The sequence below is a fragment of the Streptomyces sp. NBC_00440 genome, from assembly GCF_036014215.1.
Classification (GTDB): Bacteria; Actinomycetota; Actinomycetes; order Streptomycetales; family Streptomycetaceae; genus Streptomyces.
Genome location: NZ_CP107921.1, coordinates 6,122,328 through 6,137,158 on the forward strand (window position 1 = coordinate 6,122,328; position 14,831 = coordinate 6,137,158).

At 69.6% G+C, this 14,831-nt stretch carries 13 protein-coding genes and 1 pseudogene; 10 read left to right on the top strand and 4 right to left on the bottom strand.

What is annotated here, in order from left to right; genetic code table 11:
- The first annotated feature begins 140 nt into the window (after positions 1–140).
- Complete coding sequence (locus tag OHB13_RS27595; protein WP_266852477.1) at positions 141–1,319, top strand: ABC transporter substrate-binding protein; 1,179 nt, start codon at positions 141–143, stop codon at positions 1,317–1,319.
- Positions 1,320–1,426: 107 nt separating this feature from the next.
- Here OHB13_RS27595 and OHB13_RS27600 read toward each other — a convergent pair whose 3' ends face one another.
- Positions 1,427–2,125: a glycerophosphodiester phosphodiesterase gene (locus tag OHB13_RS27600; protein WP_328378834.1), complete on the bottom strand. Its 699-nt coding sequence runs from the start codon at positions 2,123–2,125 to the stop codon at positions 1,427–1,429.
- Between the two features lie 33 nt (positions 2,126–2,158).
- A complete protein-coding gene (locus tag OHB13_RS27605) occupies positions 2,159–3,184 on the bottom strand; it encodes an adenosine deaminase (RefSeq protein WP_328378835.1) in 1,026 nt (341 codons plus the stop codon).
- A 108-nt stretch (positions 3,185–3,292) separates the two neighbouring features.
- Here OHB13_RS27605 and OHB13_RS27610 point away from each other — a divergent pair, with 108 nt between their 5' ends.
- On the top strand, positions 3,293–4,144 hold the full coding sequence (locus OHB13_RS27610) for a DUF4190 domain-containing protein (protein ID WP_328378836.1): 852 nt from the start codon (positions 3,293–3,295) through the stop codon (positions 4,142–4,144).
- A gap of 164 nt (positions 4,145–4,308) precedes the next feature.
- On the opposite strand, the gene OHB13_RS27615 is transcribed toward OHB13_RS27610, so the two are convergent.
- Positions 4,309–4,869 (bottom strand): NADAR family protein, encoded by a 561-nt coding sequence (locus OHB13_RS27615; protein ID WP_328378837.1) that lies wholly within the window; start codon positions 4,867–4,869, stop codon positions 4,309–4,311.
- A 176-nt stretch (positions 4,870–5,045) separates the two neighbouring features.
- Here OHB13_RS27615 and OHB13_RS27620 point away from each other — a divergent pair, with 176 nt between their 5' ends.
- From OHB13_RS27620 to OHB13_RS27655, 8 genes and pseudogenes are all read left to right on the top strand, one after another.
- Positions 5,046–6,551 (top strand): gamma-aminobutyraldehyde dehydrogenase, encoded by a 1,506-nt coding sequence (locus OHB13_RS27620; RefSeq protein WP_328380407.1) that lies wholly within the window; start codon positions 5,046–5,048, stop codon positions 6,549–6,551.
- An 18-nt stretch (positions 6,552–6,569) separates the two neighbouring features.
- Positions 6,570–7,817, top strand: a complete 1,248-nt coding sequence (locus OHB13_RS27625) for an ABC transporter substrate-binding protein (RefSeq protein WP_266852467.1) — start codon at positions 6,570–6,572, stop codon at positions 7,815–7,817.
- Between the two features lie 84 nt (positions 7,818–7,901).
- Entirely contained in the window at positions 7,902–9,056 is a 1,155-nt protein-coding gene (locus tag OHB13_RS27630; RefSeq protein ID WP_328378838.1) for an ABC transporter ATP-binding protein, read from the top strand.
- A complete protein-coding gene (locus tag OHB13_RS27635; RefSeq protein WP_266852463.1) occupies positions 9,053–9,985 on the top strand; it encodes an ABC transporter permease in 933 nt (310 codons plus the stop codon). The genes OHB13_RS27630 and OHB13_RS27635 overlap by 4 nt, the downstream gene beginning before the upstream one ends.
- Positions 9,985–10,794 (top strand): ABC transporter permease, encoded by an 810-nt coding sequence (locus OHB13_RS27640; RefSeq protein ID WP_266852461.1) that lies wholly within the window; start codon positions 9,985–9,987, stop codon positions 10,792–10,794. Before OHB13_RS27635 ends, OHB13_RS27640 begins: the two co-directional genes overlap by 1 nt.
- Positions 10,795–10,851: 57 nt before the next feature.
- A complete protein-coding gene (locus OHB13_RS27645) occupies positions 10,852–12,270 on the top strand; it encodes an NAD(P)/FAD-dependent oxidoreductase (protein ID WP_328378839.1) in 1,419 nt (472 codons plus the stop codon).
- Between the two features lie 150 nt (positions 12,271–12,420).
- Positions 12,421–12,888 (top strand): hypothetical protein, encoded by a 468-nt coding sequence (locus OHB13_RS27650; RefSeq protein WP_266852457.1) that lies wholly within the window; start codon positions 12,421–12,423, stop codon positions 12,886–12,888.
- A gap of 212 nt (positions 12,889–13,100) precedes the next feature.
- Positions 13,101–14,120 (top strand): annotated as a pseudogene (locus OHB13_RS27655) (chitinase); the annotation flags it as partial.
- Here the strand turns inward: OHB13_RS27655 and OHB13_RS27660 are convergent.
- Entirely contained in the window at positions 14,071–14,652 is a 582-nt protein-coding gene (locus OHB13_RS27660) for a phosphatase PAP2 family protein (protein ID WP_328378840.1), read from the bottom strand. The pseudogene OHB13_RS27655 and the gene OHB13_RS27660 sit on opposite strands and share 50 nt — an antisense overlap.
- Positions 14,653–14,831 lie beyond the last annotated feature (179 nt).

The window sequence follows — 14,831 nt, forward strand, 5'->3', positions numbered from 1 at the left end:
CGTACGGTCCGCCGTGCGGGGGCGGCGTGCGTCCGTACGTCCCTCGGGCGCCGGGCCCCGACAAGGTGTCGCGGCCGGGGCCGGTGCTCCGTACGCAGCGTCCATTGCCCGCCGCCGCTGCCGGAGGTGAAGGTGGGCGCATGGCAGATCTTGGTGTTTCCCGGCGTTCCCTCCTCCGTGGTTCCGGCGCGGTGGGCGCGCTGGCCGCGCTCACCGGATGCGGGGTCCCCGCGGCGTATGTGAAGCCGGGGGAGCGGGCGGGACGCGACACATCGGCGCAGGACAGGAGCCTGGTCTTCGCCAACTGGCCGCTCTACATCGACACCGACGACCACGATCCGTCCAAGCGGCCCACGCTGGACACCTTCGAGAAGCGGACCGGGATCAAGGTCACGTACACCGAGGAGATCAACGACAACGACGAGTTCTTCGGGAAGATCAGCCCGGCGCTGATGAACCACCAGCAGACCGGCCGGGACCTGATCGTCATCAGCGACTGGATGGCCGCCCGGTTCGTGCGGCTCGGCTGGGTCGAGGAGATGGACCGGGCCAAGCAGCCGAACGTCGCCAAGTACCTCGACCCGCAGCTTCGCTCACCCGCTTTCGACAAGGGGCGCAAGCAGAGCGTGCCCTGGCAGTCCGGGATCACCGGCATCGCGTACAACCGGCGCAAGGTCGGCCACGAGATCAAGCACCTGAGCGACCTCTGGGCCCCCGACCTGCGCGGCAAGGTCACCCTGTTCTCCGGGCTCGACGAGGCGTTCGCCCTGCTCATGCAGGGCAACGGCGCCGACATCACCCGCTGGACCGCCCATGACTTCGACACCATGTGCGACCAGGTCGAGAAGCTCGTACGGCAGAAGCAGATCCGGCGCTTCACCGGCAACGACTACATCAAGGACCTGTCCACCGGCGATGTGCTCGCCTGCCAGGCGTACTCGGGCGATGTGATCCAGCTCCAGGCCGACAGCCCGGACATCGAGTTCGTGGTGCCCGAGGAGGGCGGCGAGCTGTGGGCGGAGTCCATGATGATCCCCAACCTCGCGCGTCACAAAGCCAATGCCGAGAAGCTGATCGACTACTACTACGAGCCCGCGGTGGCGGCGAAGCTGGCCGCCTGGGTCAACTACGTGTGTCCGGTCCCCGCCGCACGCGAGGTGCTGGCCTCGTCGAAGGACAAGGAACTGGCGGACCTCGCCGAGGACCCGCTGATCTTCCCCGACGACAAGATGCGCAAGCGCCTCGCCATCGCCCGGGACCTCACATCGGCGGAGCGGGTCAAGTACGCGAAGCGCTGGAACGAGATCGTGGGTCTGTAGGCGGCCCCTTCAGGTCGCAGGGGGTTCGCACGTGGTGCGGCGGCCGCTCCCGGAACGTACGGCCCGGCATCGCCAGTACGGTGCCCCGGGGGAGGGTTCCGTAGGGGTCAGGGCCGCCCGGTGCGCGTCCGGCGGCGGACCGTGCGGAGGGCGTCGATGCGGTTGGTGGTGATCGAATCGACGCCGAAGCCGATCAGCCGGCGCATCGACCGCCCGGTGTCCGGGGTCCACGCGGAGACCAGCAGCCCGTCGCGGTGTACGCGCTCGCAGAGTTCCGGACTCAGCAGCCCGAAGCGGTAGTTGAGCCAGCGGGGCTTCACCGTGTCGAGCAGGGCGGGACGCGGCGGGGTGAGCGTCGTCCAGGTCATGGCGATCTCGGCGGCCGGGTCCGCCTCGCGCACGGCCAGCATGGTGGAGGGCCCCGCGCAGTAGTACGTACGGTCGCCCGCCCCGCACTCGTGGACCACACCGACGACCGTGCGCACCGCCTCCGGAGTGGCGCCCGGCAGATCGATCATGAGGCGGTGGCTGCCGACCGCCATCAGCGCTTCGCGGAGCGTCGGCACCCTGCCGGCCGTCAGCCCGCGCAGCTCGTCAGCCGTGACCCGGGAGAGTGGCCGTTCGTGGCCCCACAGCCGCTCCAGGGTCGCGTCGTGCAGCAGGACCGGCACACCGTCCCGGGTCAGCCGGACGTCGATCTCCACCGCGTCGGCGCCCCGTTCGAGCGCCGAGCGGACGGACGGCAGGGTGTTCTCACGGAAGAGGTAGGGATCGCCGCGATGACCCACGGCAGTGACGGTACGCATGGGGTCATCCTCGCCGACCGCCGCCGCGGGCGGCTACCGGGCGAGCCACTCCGCGGTGTACGAGTCGATCTCGGCGGCCAGCTTCGCCTTGCCCGGCGCGTCGAGGAACGACGCCGTGACGGCGTTCTTCGCGAGCTCGGCGGTGCCGCGCTCGTCCAGCCCGAGCAGGCGGGCCGCGACCAGGTACTCGTTGTTGAGATCGGTGCCGAACATCGGCGGGTCGTCGCTGTTGATGGTCACCAGCACCCCGGCGTCCACCATCTCCTTGAGCGGGTGCTCATCGAGGGTGCGGACGGCCCGGGTCGCGATGTTGGAGGTCGGGCAGACCTCCAGCGCGATGCCCTGTTCTGCCAGGTGGGCGAGGAGCTTCGGGTCCTGGACCGAGCTGGTGCCATGGCCGATGCGCTCGGCGCCCAGGTGGTGCAGCGCGTCCCAGACGGTCTCCGGGCCGGTCGTCTCACCGGCGTGCGGCACCGAGTGCAGTCCGGCCGCGCGGGCCCGGTCGAAGTAGGGCTTGAACTGCGGGCGGGCCACACCGATCTCGGGACCGCCGAGTCCGAAGGAGACAAGCCCCTCAGGACGCAGATCGAGTGCGAGCCGGGTCGTCTCGGCCGCCGAGTCGAGTCCGGCCTCGCCCGGGATGTCGAAGCACCAGCGCATTACGGTGCCGAGTTCGGCCTCGGCCGCCTTGCGGGCGTCCTCGATCGCCTCCATGAAGGCCTGCTCGGGGATGCCCCGGCGGGTGGAGGAGAACGGGGTGATGGTCAGCTCCGCGTACCGGATGTTCTGGCGGGCCATGTCCCGTGCGACCTCGAAGGTCAGCAGCCGTACGTCCTCGGGGGTGCGGATCAGGTCCACCACCGAGAGGTAGACCTGGATGAAGTGCCCGAAGTCAGTGAAGGTGAAGTAGTCGGCGAGCGCCTCGGGGTCCGCCGGAACTATGGAGTCCGGGTGGCGCGCGGCGAGTTCGGCGACGATGCGGGGCGACGCGGACCCGACATGGTGCACATGCAGTTCCGCCTTGGGCAGTCCCGCGATGAAGGGGCGCAGGTCGGGCATCGGGGTCCTCCGGGTACGGCGAGTTCTGCTGGTCGGAGAACATCGTAGGCGGGGAACCGTGCCTCGCACACAGGCTCTAGCATGACGAGCTGAGGATGGGGGAGGCCCATGTCAGACAACGCACCACGCCCTTCGGGGGACCCCGAGCCGCCGAGAGACCCATGGGCGCCGCCCGGGCCGAAAGTGCCGCTGGACAAGCAGACGGACCAGCCGAAGGCGCCGAGCAGCCCGGTGCACGATCAGCAGACAGTCACGGACCTGCCGGGGGCCGGGGGCATCGGACAGCCCGGCTCCGTGCAGCCGTCTCCAGGGCAGCAGACGCCGGGCCCGCACATCCCGGGGCAGCAGGGACCCGGCCAGTTCGGCTCCGGTCAGCAGGGCGCCGGGCAGCAGGCGCCGGGCCCGGGGCCGCAGGGCTCCGTGCCTCCGGGGTTCGCGCCGCCCGGATATCCGCCCCCCGGATCCGTACCGCCCCCGCCGGTCGCGCCGAACGGGCCGGGGCAGGGTGCCCCCGGGCTGTACGGCTACCCGTCCTATCCGGGTGCCGCGCCCGGCCCGCAGGGACCCGCCGCCTACGGCTATCCCGGGTACCCGGGGTACGGCGGACAGGGTGGCTGGAACACCATGCAACAGGCCCCCGCCAACGGTTACGGGGTGGCCGCGCTGGTGCTCGGCATCCTCAGCGTGGTCATCTTCTGCGCCTGGGGGCTCGGCATCATCCTGGGGACGCTCGCCCTGATCTTCGGCATCCTCGGCCGCAAGCGGGCCAACCGCGGTGAGGCGAACAACGGGGGGATGGCGCTGGCCGGGATCATCCTGGGACCCATCGGCATCGTGGTCAGCGCCGCATTTCTCAGCGTGGTGATCTGGGGCATCTCGCAGAGCCCTCACACCACCCCCGACTACGGCAGCGACGGCAGCACCTACCCGAGCTCGCTGATCGTCGGCGCCGACCACTGAGGCCTGGTCACTGAGGCCTGGCCACTGACACACGGCCACCGGGACCTGGTCACGGAGACACGGGGCACTGAGATCTGTCCCGGGCGGCCCCACTCGCCCGGGCAGCGCCGACGGCGGCACGCAGCCCCGCTGCCGGCCGGCGGCCCGCAGCGTCAGGCCGCGCGTCAGCCCGCAGCGACGGCCGTACGCAGCCGCTCCCTGGCGTCCATCAGCGCGAACCCCAGCAGATTGAGCCCGCGCCAGCGGTCCGGCTGACCGGCCCGCTCGTCGTCCGCCGCGAGCCCGATGCCCCACACCCGGTCCATCGGGCTGGCCTCGACCAGTACCCGGTCCCCGGTGGCCAGCAGAAACTCGCGCAGCGCCGCGTCCGCGCCGAACTTGTGCACGCTGCCCTCGACCACGATCCCGTACCGCTCGCGCTGCCATGTCCCGTCGTCGAAACCGCGCACCAGCCGCCCCGCCTTCTTGGCCAGTGCGGGGTTCGTCGCCGTCAGCGCGGCCTGCTCCGCCTCCGCGTCGCCGAAGAGCCGTGCCTTGGCCGCCATCATCCAGTGCTCAGCCGTGGCATACCGCACGCCGTCGACCACGAAGGGTGACGGATACCACTGGCTCAGACAGCTCGGCCCGATGCTGCCGTCCCGCCGCGCGGTGTGCCCCCAGAAGTGCAGGAACTTGATCCGCTCCCCGTTGCCCGCCTGCCTGGCCAGCGCCTCGATGCGTTCCATGCACGGGAGTCTGGCAGCCGCCACTGACACTCCGTCGTGGATTTTCCGGCCCACGCGACACATGGTCGACCGATTCCGTTGCGTAACCAAAAGGAAACAACGGAATCACTTGTTGATGAACTATCGCTCTGCCAGGATCGGCACTCAATTCGAGCTTGAGCTACGGAGAGAGCACGATGGTCAACAGCTTCCAGGTGCGGGACCGCTTCGCGGCCGGCGCACAGTACATCGACGGGCAGCTGCGCCCCGGTACCTCAGGGCGGACCCAGGACGTCGTGAACCCCGCCACCGGTGAGGTGGTCCTCAGCTACGCCCTCGCAGGCACCGCCGACGTCGACGCCGCAGTCGCCGCGGCCCGCGCGGCCTTCCCCGGCTGGTCCGGCGCCACCCCGGGAGAGCGCTCCGACGCGCTGCACCGCTTCGCGGCCGTTCTCGCCGAGCGCGCCGAGGAGTTCGCGTACGCGGAATCCCTCCAGTGCGGCAAGCCGATCAAGCTGAGCCGCGAGTTCGACGTGCCGGGCACCGTCGACAACGCCTCCTTCTTCGCGGGCGCCGCCCGCCACCTCCAGGGCCAGTCGGCCGGTGAGTACAGCGGCGACCACACCTCGTACGTCCGTCGCGAGGCGATCGGCGTCGTCGGCTCCATCGCCCCCTGGAACTACCCGCTCCAGATGGCCGCCTGGAAGGTCCTCCCGGCCATCGCGGCGGGCAACACCATCGTGCTGAAGCCCGCCGAGATCACCCCGCTCACCTCGCTGATGTTCGCGCAGGCCGCGACCGAGGCGGGCATCCCCGACGGGGTCGTCAACATCGTCAACGGCCTCGGCGCCGTGGCGGGCGAACACCTGGTGGGCCACCCGGACGTGGTCATGACCTCGTTCACCGGATCGACGCCGGTCGGCAAGCGCGTCGCCGAGATCGCCACCGCGACCGTCAAGCGGATCCACCTCGAACTCGGCGGCAAGGCCCCCTTCCTGGTCTTCGACGACGCCGATCTGGAAGCCGCCGTGCACGGCGCGGTCGCGGGCTCGCTCATCAACACCGGCCAGGACTGCACGGCCGCCACCCGCGCCTATGTCCAGCGCCCGCTGTACGACGCCTTCGTCGAGGGCGTCGCCGAACTGATGGGCACCCTCCGCCTCGGCGACCCCTTCGACGAGTCGACCGACATCGGCCCGCTGATCAGCTACGCCCAGCGCGACCGGGTCGCGGCCTTCGTGGACCGGGCCAGGGACACCGCGCGCGTGGTCACCGGCGGCCGGGCGCCCGAGAACGAAGGCGCCTACTACCTGCCGACCCTGATCGCCGACGCCGCCCAGGACAGCGAGATCGTCCAGGCCGAGATCTTCGGCCCGGTCCTGGTCGTCCTGCCCTTCGACTCCGACGACGAGGGCATCGCCCTCGCCAACGACACCCCCTACGGACTGGCCTCGTCCGCCTGGACCCGGGACGTCTTCCGGGCGAACCGGGCGACCCGCGAGATCCAGGCCGGCTGCGTGTGGGTCAACGACCACATTCCGATCATCAGCGAGATGCCGCACGGCGGTTACAAGGCAAGCGGCTTCGGCAAGGACATGTCCGTGTACTCGTTCGAGGAGTACACACAGGTCAAGCACGTCATGTACGACAACACCGCGGTGGCCCGCAAGGACTGGCACCGCACGATCTTCGGGGACCGATAAAGAAAGGGCACCGAGCCCATGGAGCAGTTCGAGCCAGACCGTCTCTCCCCGGCCCAGCTGGCCGCCGCGCGCCGCACCCTGGCCCGCGGCGGGGGGTCCGTCGCCCGCAGGTCGCTGCTGCGCGCCACCGGCGCCGGCGCTCTCACCCTCGGTGGCCTCGCCGCTCTCACCGGCTGCGGCATCCCCGCGGCCAAACGCGACGGCGGGGCCCCGGCCTCCACCGACCACTCGGCCAAGGAGAAGGTGATCAACTTCTCCAACTGGACCGAGTACGTGGACGTCTCCGACGACGGGAAGCACCGGCCCACCCTGGAGGCGTTCACCAAGCGCACCGGGATCAAGGTCAACTACACCGAGGACATCAACGACAACGTCGAGTTCTTCGGCAAGATCAAGCCACAGCTCGCGGCCGGCCAGGACACCGGACGGGACATCATCATCCTCACCGACTGGCTGGCCGCCAGGCTGATCCGGTTCGGCTGGGTGGAACGGCTCGACGCGTCGCTGCTCCCGCACGCGTACACGAACCTCTCCGAACAGTTCCGCAACCCCGACTGGGACCCCGGCCGCGTCTACTCGTACCCCTGGGCCGGTGTCCCCACCGTCATCGCCTACAACACGAAGGCGACCGGCGGCCGCAAGGTCGACTCCATCACCCAGCTCCTCGACGACCCCAAGCTCAAGGGGCGGGTGGGTTTCCTCTCGGAGATGCGCGACTCGGTCGGGATGACGCTGCTCGACATGGGCAAGGACCCGGCGAAGGTCACCGACGCCGACTTCGACGCCGCGATCGGCCGTCTCCAGAAGGGCGTCGACACCAAGCAGATACGCCGCTTCACCGGCAACGACTACATCAGCGACCTGGACAAGGGCGACATCGCGGCCTGTGTCGCCTGGGGCGGTGACATCACCCAGCTCCAGAACGACAATCCGCACGTCAAGTACGCGATCCCCGCAGCCGGTTACCTGACATCCAGCGACAACATGCTGGTTCCGGCCAAGGCCCGCCACACCTCCAACGCCGAGCGGCTGATGGACTACTACTACGAGCCCGCCGTCGCCGCCAAGCTCACCGCGTACACCAACTACCTCTCCCCGGTGGACGGTATCCGCCCGGAGCTCGCGAAGATCGACCCCAAGCTGGCGGCCAACCAGCTGATCCTCCCCGACAAGGCGATGGCCGCCCGGTCGCACGTCTTCCGCTCGCTCTCCAGCAAGGAGGACGCGGCGTACGAGGAGAAGTTCTCCCGGCTCATCGGGGCCTGACCCCGGCCCGCGCGACCACCCCCAGTTCTCCCTCTGTTCCCTCAGTTCTCCCTCTGTTCCCACGAACCCCCCGGGACCGTATCCATGACACAGACGAATGAAGGCGGCGACGTCCGCCTCGCCGGGATCAGCAAGACCTACGGGTCCTTCACCGCGGTGCACCCACTGGACCTGACCGTCCCGCAGGGCTCCTTCTTCGCGCTCCTCGGCGCCTCCGGCTGCGGGAAGACCACCACCCTGCGGATGATCGCCGGCCTGGAGGACCCGACCACCGGCATCGTCCGGCTCGGCGACCGGGACGTCACCGACCTGCCCCCGTACAAGCGCCCGGTCAACACGGTCTTCCAGTCGTACGCGCTCTTCCCGCACCTCGACGTGACCGAGAACATCGCCTTCGGGCTGCGCAGGCGCGGCATCAAGTCCGTCAAGAAGCAGGTCGGCGACATGCTCGACCTCGTCCAGCTCGGGGACTTCGCGCACCGCAAACCGCACCAGCTCTCCGGCGGCCAGCAGCAGCGCGTCGCCGTCGCACGGGCGCTCATCAACCACCCGCAGGTGCTGCTGCTCGACGAGCCGCTCGGCGCTCTCGACCTCAAGCTGCGCCGCCAGATGCAGCTGGAACTCAAGCGCATCCAGACCGAGGTCGGCATCACCTTCGTCCATGTCACCCACGACCAGGAGGAGGCCATGACCATGGCCGACACCGTCGCGGTGATGAACGGCGGCCGGGTCGAGCAACTGGGCGCCCCCGCCGAGCTGTACGAGAATCCGAACACCACCTTCGTCGCGAACTTCCTCGGCACCTCGAACCTCATCGAGGCCGAAGTCGCCGAGGCAGGGGCCGACATCACCGTCCTGGCGTCGGGGGCCGAGCTCCGGCTGCCCGCCGACCGGTGCAAGGCCGCCACCAGCGCCGGTGACAAGCTGCTCGTCGGGGTGCGGCCCGAGAAGATCGCCCTGGTGCACGCGGACGACGCGGCGGAGATAGCCGACGGCCGCAACCGCATCAGCGGACGCATAGCGGACTCCAGCTTCATCGGCGTCTCCACGCAGTACGTCATCGACAGCCCGGTCTGCCCCGGTCTTGAGGTCTACGTACAGAACGTCGAGCGCGACTCCCGTCTTTCGCCGGGCGCGGACGTCGTCCTGCACTGGAACCCCGGGCACTCCTTCGGCCTCGACGCCGACCAGGCGGTCGACGCCGGCAAGGCGGGCGCCGGTACGGAGGAGGCCGCGTGACCGTCACCGAGGCCCCGCTCGCCGAGGCCCCCGCGGAGGAGGCCGGCGCCGTACGCAAGCCCCCGGTCCGCAAGCGGCTCGTACCGTACTGGCTGCTGCTGCCCGGCATCATCTGGCTGGTGGTCTTCTTCGCGCTGCCGATGATCTACCAGGCGTCGACGTCGGTGCAGACCGGTTCGCTGGAGGACGGCTTCCAGGTCACCTGGCACTTCCAGACGTACTGGGACGCGCTGCACGAGTACTACCCGCAGTTCATCCGCTCCCTGCTGTACGCGGGCACGGCGACGATCCTCTGTCTGCTGCTCGGCTACCCGCTCTCGTACCTCATCGCCTTCAAGGCGGGCCGCTGGCGCAATGTGGTGCTGATCCTGGTCATCGCGCCGTTCTTCACCAGCTTCCTGATCCGCACGCTCGCCTGGAAGACGATCCTCGCCGACGGCGGCCCGGTCGTGGGCGTCCTGAACACCCTGCACATCCTCGACGTGACCAGCTGGCTCGGCTGGACCGACGGCAGCCGGGTGCTGGCCACCCCCATGGCCGTGGTCTGCGGACTCACCTACAACTTCCTGCCGTTCATGATCCTGCCGCTCTACACCTCACTGGAGCGGATCGACGGACGGCTGCACGAAGCAGCGGGCGACCTCTACGCCACCCCGGCCACCACCTTCCGCAAGGTGACCTTCCCGCTCTCCATGCCGGGCGTCGTCTCCGGCACCCTGCTCACCTTCATCCCGGCCGCCGGTGACTACGTCAACTCCGAACTGCTCGGCTCGACCGACACCAAGATGGTCGGCAGCGTCATCCAGTCGCAGTTCCTGCGGGTGCTCGACTATCCGACGGCGGCCGCGCTCTCCTTCATCCTCATGGCGATCGTGCTGATCATGGTCACCGTCTACATCCGCCGAGCCGGCACGGAGGACCTGGTCTGATGCTGAGGAACTCCACGCGGTGGCTGCGCCGCAATCTCATCACCGTCGCCGGGCTGATCACCCTCGCGTATCTGATCCTGCCCAACGTCGTCGTGATGGTCTTCTCCTTCAACAAGCCCAACGGGCGCTTCAACATCAGCTGGCAGCGGTTCTCGCTGGACGCCTGGAAGGACCCCTGCGGGGTCGCCGACATCTGCGGCTCGCTGAATCTCTCGCTGGAGATCGCCGTCTGGGCCACGATCGGCTCCACCGTGCTCGGCACGATGATCGCCTTCGCGCTGGTCCGCTACCGGTTCCGGGCGCGCGGCGCGATCAACTCGCTGATCTTCCTGCCGATGGCCATGCCCGAGGTCGTGATGGCCGCCTCGTTGCTCACCCTGTTCCTCAACATGGGTGCCCAGCTGGGCTTCTGGACCATCCTCATCGCGCACATCATGTTCTGCCTGAGCTTCGTGGTCACGGCCGTCAAGGCCCGGGTGATGTCCATGGACCCGCGGCTGGAAGAAGCCGCGCGCGACCTCTACGCGAGCCCGGTGCAGACCTTCCTGCGGGTCACCCTGCCGATCGTGTCACCCGGGATCGCGGCGGGCGCGCTGCTCGCCTTCTCGCTGTCCTTCGACGACTTCATCATCACCAACTTCAATGCGGGGTCGACCGTGACCTTCCCCATGTACGTCTGGGGATCGGCGCAGCGCGGTACCCCTGTACAGATCAACGTCATCGGCACGGCGATGTTCGTCATCGCGGTGCTGGTGGTACTCGGCGGCCAGCTCATCAGCAACCGCCGGAAGAACAGCACAGCGCACTGAACAGCACAGCGTGCTGAGCAGGACCCGCACCGAGCAGGACCCGAAGGAGTGGAACCCATGGCCCCAGCTGCCATGACCCGTGCCCTTGCCGCATCGCTCGCCGACGCCGAGCCGGTGTCGTTCTGGCTGGAGGACCCCGGCAAGCCCGCCGTCCTGCCGGCCCTCACCGGGGACGTCAGCTGCGACCTCCTCGTGGTGGGGGGCGGCTACAGCGGTCTGTGGACCGCACTCCTCGCGAAGGAGCGCGACCCCGGCCTCGACGTGGTCCTCATCGAGGGCCACGAGGTGGGCTGGGCCGCCTCGGGCCGCAACGGCGGCTTCTGCGCCGCATCGCTGACCCACGGTCTGGCCAACGGTCTCGAACGCTGGCCCGGCGAGATCAAGCAACTGGAGCAGCTGGGCGCACGCAACCTCGACGCTATCGAGGACGCCGTCGCCCGGTACGGGATCGACTGCGACTTCGAGCGCACCGGCGAGATCGACGTCGCCACCCGGCCGCACCAGGCCGACGAGCTGCGCGACTGGCACCGGGAGACCGCCGAACTCGGCTTCGAGGGACTGGAGTTCCTCGACCAGGACGCCCTGCGGGCCGAAGTGGACTCCCCGACCTTCCTCGCCGGGCTCTGGGACCGGCGCGGCGTCGCGATGCTGCATCCGGCCAAGCTGGCCTGGGGGCTCAAGCGGGCCTGCGCGGACCTCGGCGTCCGGATGTACGAGCGCACCCGAGGTCTCGACCTGGTGCGCTCAGGACCGGGGATGGCCGTCCGTACCCCGTACGGCAGGGTCTTCGCCGGGCAGGTGGCGCTGGGTACGAACATCTTCCCCTCGCTGGTCAAGCGGGTACGCCCGTACACCGTCCCGGTCTACGACTACGCGCTGATGACCGAGCCGCTCTCCGACGAGCAGCTGGCGTCGATCGGCTGGCGGGGCAGGCAGGGGCTCGGCGACAGCGCCAACCAGTTCCACTACTTCCGGCTGACCGCCGACCACCGCATCCTGTGGGGCGGCTACGACGCGATCTATCCGTACGGCGGCAGGCTGAGCGCCGAACTCGACCAGCGCCCTGCCACCTATCTGACCCTCGCCGAGCACTTCTTCACCTGCTTCCCGCAGCTCGAAGGGGTCCGCTTCAGCCATGCGTGGGGCGGCGCGATCGACACCTGCTCGCGGTTCTCGGCCTTCTTCGGTACGGCGCACGGCGGCCGTGTCGCCTATGCGGCGGGCTTCACCGGTCTCGGTGTCGGAGCCACCCGGTTCGGCGGCGATGTGATGCTCGACCTCCTCTCGGGGGCCGAGACGGAGCGCACCCGTCTGGAGATGGTGCGGAGCAAGCCGCTGCCGTTCCCGCCCGAGCCGTTCGCCTGGGCGGGGATCGGGCTGACGAAGTGGTCGCTGGCGCGGGCTGACGAGAACGGCGGCCGGCGCAATCTCTGGCTCAAGTCGATGGACCGGCTCGGCCTCGGATTCGACTCCTGATCCGGCCGGTCCCACGGCCCCGGCCCGACCGCCCGGACTGTGACCCAGTTCACTGCGATTGATTGTCCGAACCCGCGTCATGAAGTGCCCCGCCCCCGCTCTCTCCCCGTGCACGCAGGAAACCGCGCGTACACGAATGGAGGCCGGGCGATGGCTGGCTCGGGGGCAAGGACCGCAGTGGAGTGGCTCGCTTCGGTGGCGCCGGATCCCGGCGCGTGCCGGCGGGCGTGGGAGCGCGACCCGCACGGGGTGGCGCTCCTGCCCGCCGGGGTGCGCTGGGATGTGCTCATCGTTCCCGGGGAGCTGGGTTATCCGACCCTGGACGTGCTGTCCCGTCTCATCGACCGGCCGGGACCGGTGCTGGCGGATTTCGGGGAGTCCAGCATGGGCTTCTTCGTGCCGCCGGGAACGGCCGCGCGCTGGATCGGCACCGGCGTGCGGGGCGTCGGCAACGGCACCTGGATCGTGGTGCCGCAGCCCGGCCGGGCGTCCGGCGGGGTGCGCTGGCTCGTCCCGCCGGACGCCGAGGGGACGCTCACCGATCCGGCGCTGCTGGAGATGGCGATGCACGAGGCCGCCGCGCTCCGGGCGGGCGACATTGGTGACGGACTGGTCTGAACCACCGCCGGCGGGTGTGTGAAGCCTTGACAGTCCAATTGGTCTGGACCATGTTGGGCGCGCTTCGCACCTCAATCCCCCCATGTCCGGAGGCAGTTGTGAAACGCCCAAGACTCGGCTCAGCCATGCTCGCCACGGCCGCACTCGCGCTGAGCGCACTCGCCGGTACGGCGCAGACCTCCCAGGCCGCCGGCCCCGGAGCGGCGGCCGCCGGCCTGCCCGCGCACGCCCTGGTCGGCTATCTGCACTCCAGCTTCGCCAACGGTTCCGGCTACACGAAGCTGGCCGACGTACCCGACTCCTGGGATGTGATCGACCTGGCCTTCGGCGAGCCGACGTCCCCCACGTCCGGCGACATCCGCTTCAACCTGTGCCCGGTCAGTGAGTGTCCCGGTGTCGAGTCGGCCGACGAGTTCAAGGCCGAGATCAAGGCCAAACAGGCGGCCGGCAAGAAGGTGCTGATCTCCATCGGCGGCCAGAACGGCCAGGTGCAGCTCACCACCACGGCGGCCCGCGACGCCTTCGTCGCCTCCGTCTCGAAGATCATCGACGAGTACGGACTGGACGGCCTGGACATCGACTTCGAGGGCCACTCGCTCTCCCTGGACACCGGCGACACGGACTTCCGGAACCCCACCACCCCGGTCGTCGTCAATCTGATCTCCGCGCTGAAGACGCTCAAGGCCAAGTACGGCGACACGTTCGTACTGACGATGGCGCCGGAGACCTTCTTCGTGCAGCTCGGGTACCAGTTCTACGGATCGGGCCCGTTCGGCGGCCAGGACCCGCGCGCCGGCGCCTATCTGCCGGTGATCAACGCCCTGCGCGACGACCTGACGCTGCTGCACGTCCAGGACTACAACTCGGGCCCGATCATGGGCCTCGACAACCAGTACCACACCATGGGCGGCGCCGATTTCCACATCGCCATGACGGACATGCTGCTCACCGGCTTCCCGGTCGCGGGCGACACCACGAAGATGTTCGCCCCGCTCCGACCCGACCAGGTGGCCATCGGCCTGCCGGCCTCGGTGAACGCGGGCAACGGCTTCACCTCGACTGCCGATGTGGACGCGGCGCTCAACTGTCTGACGAAGAAGACCGGCTGCGGCTCCTACACCCCCCACGGCAGCTGGCCGGGCCTGCGCGGGCTGATGGCCTGGTCCGTCAACTGGGACCTGTTCAACAATCAGGAGTTTGCGAAGAACTTCGACGCATACAGCTGGCAGTGACCAGCAGCAGGGCCCCGCACAGCAGCCAGCTCGCCAGCACGTCGAGAGGCCAGTGGTAGCCGTGCAGGAGAAGACCGGTGCCCGTCGCCACCGTCAGGATTACGGCGACGGGCACCGGCCAGTTCCGCCGGACGTACGGCATGAGGAGCAGCGCGGCCCCTCCGTACGCCACCATCGCGGTGGCCGAGTGGCCCGAGGGGAAGTACCCGGTGGACGGGTCGAGCGGCCCCGACCGTGCCGTCCAGAGCTTCAGCGGTACCACCAGGGCCGGCACCGAGGCCATCGCCAGGGCGGCCACCAGGACGTCCCTTCTGCTGCCCCGCCACAGGGCGTACGCCATCGCCAGCACCAGGACCGGCAGGGCCACCTCGGTGTTGCCCAGGTCGGAGAGTCCGCCGCTGAGCCATCCGGGGCCCGTGCCGACGATGTGGTGGTCGACGCGCACATCCAGCCGCAGCAGCGGCCCGCGGGCCATGACCTGCCAGGTGATGAGTGCGAAGAGGAGAACGCAGCCGAGCGCGGAGAACAGCACGCGTCGCAGCCGGGAGAGAGTAGCCGGCCGCCCGGGAACAGGGGGGGTAGTTCCGGGGCGGCCGCCTGGACCGGTGTGCCGCGCGCCCCGGGGGGTGTGGGGCGGGCGGCCATCCGATCGGTGAGGAGACCCGGAGCCCGAAGCTCCGGTGGTGTGCGCGAAGGCACAACCAGGCGCGA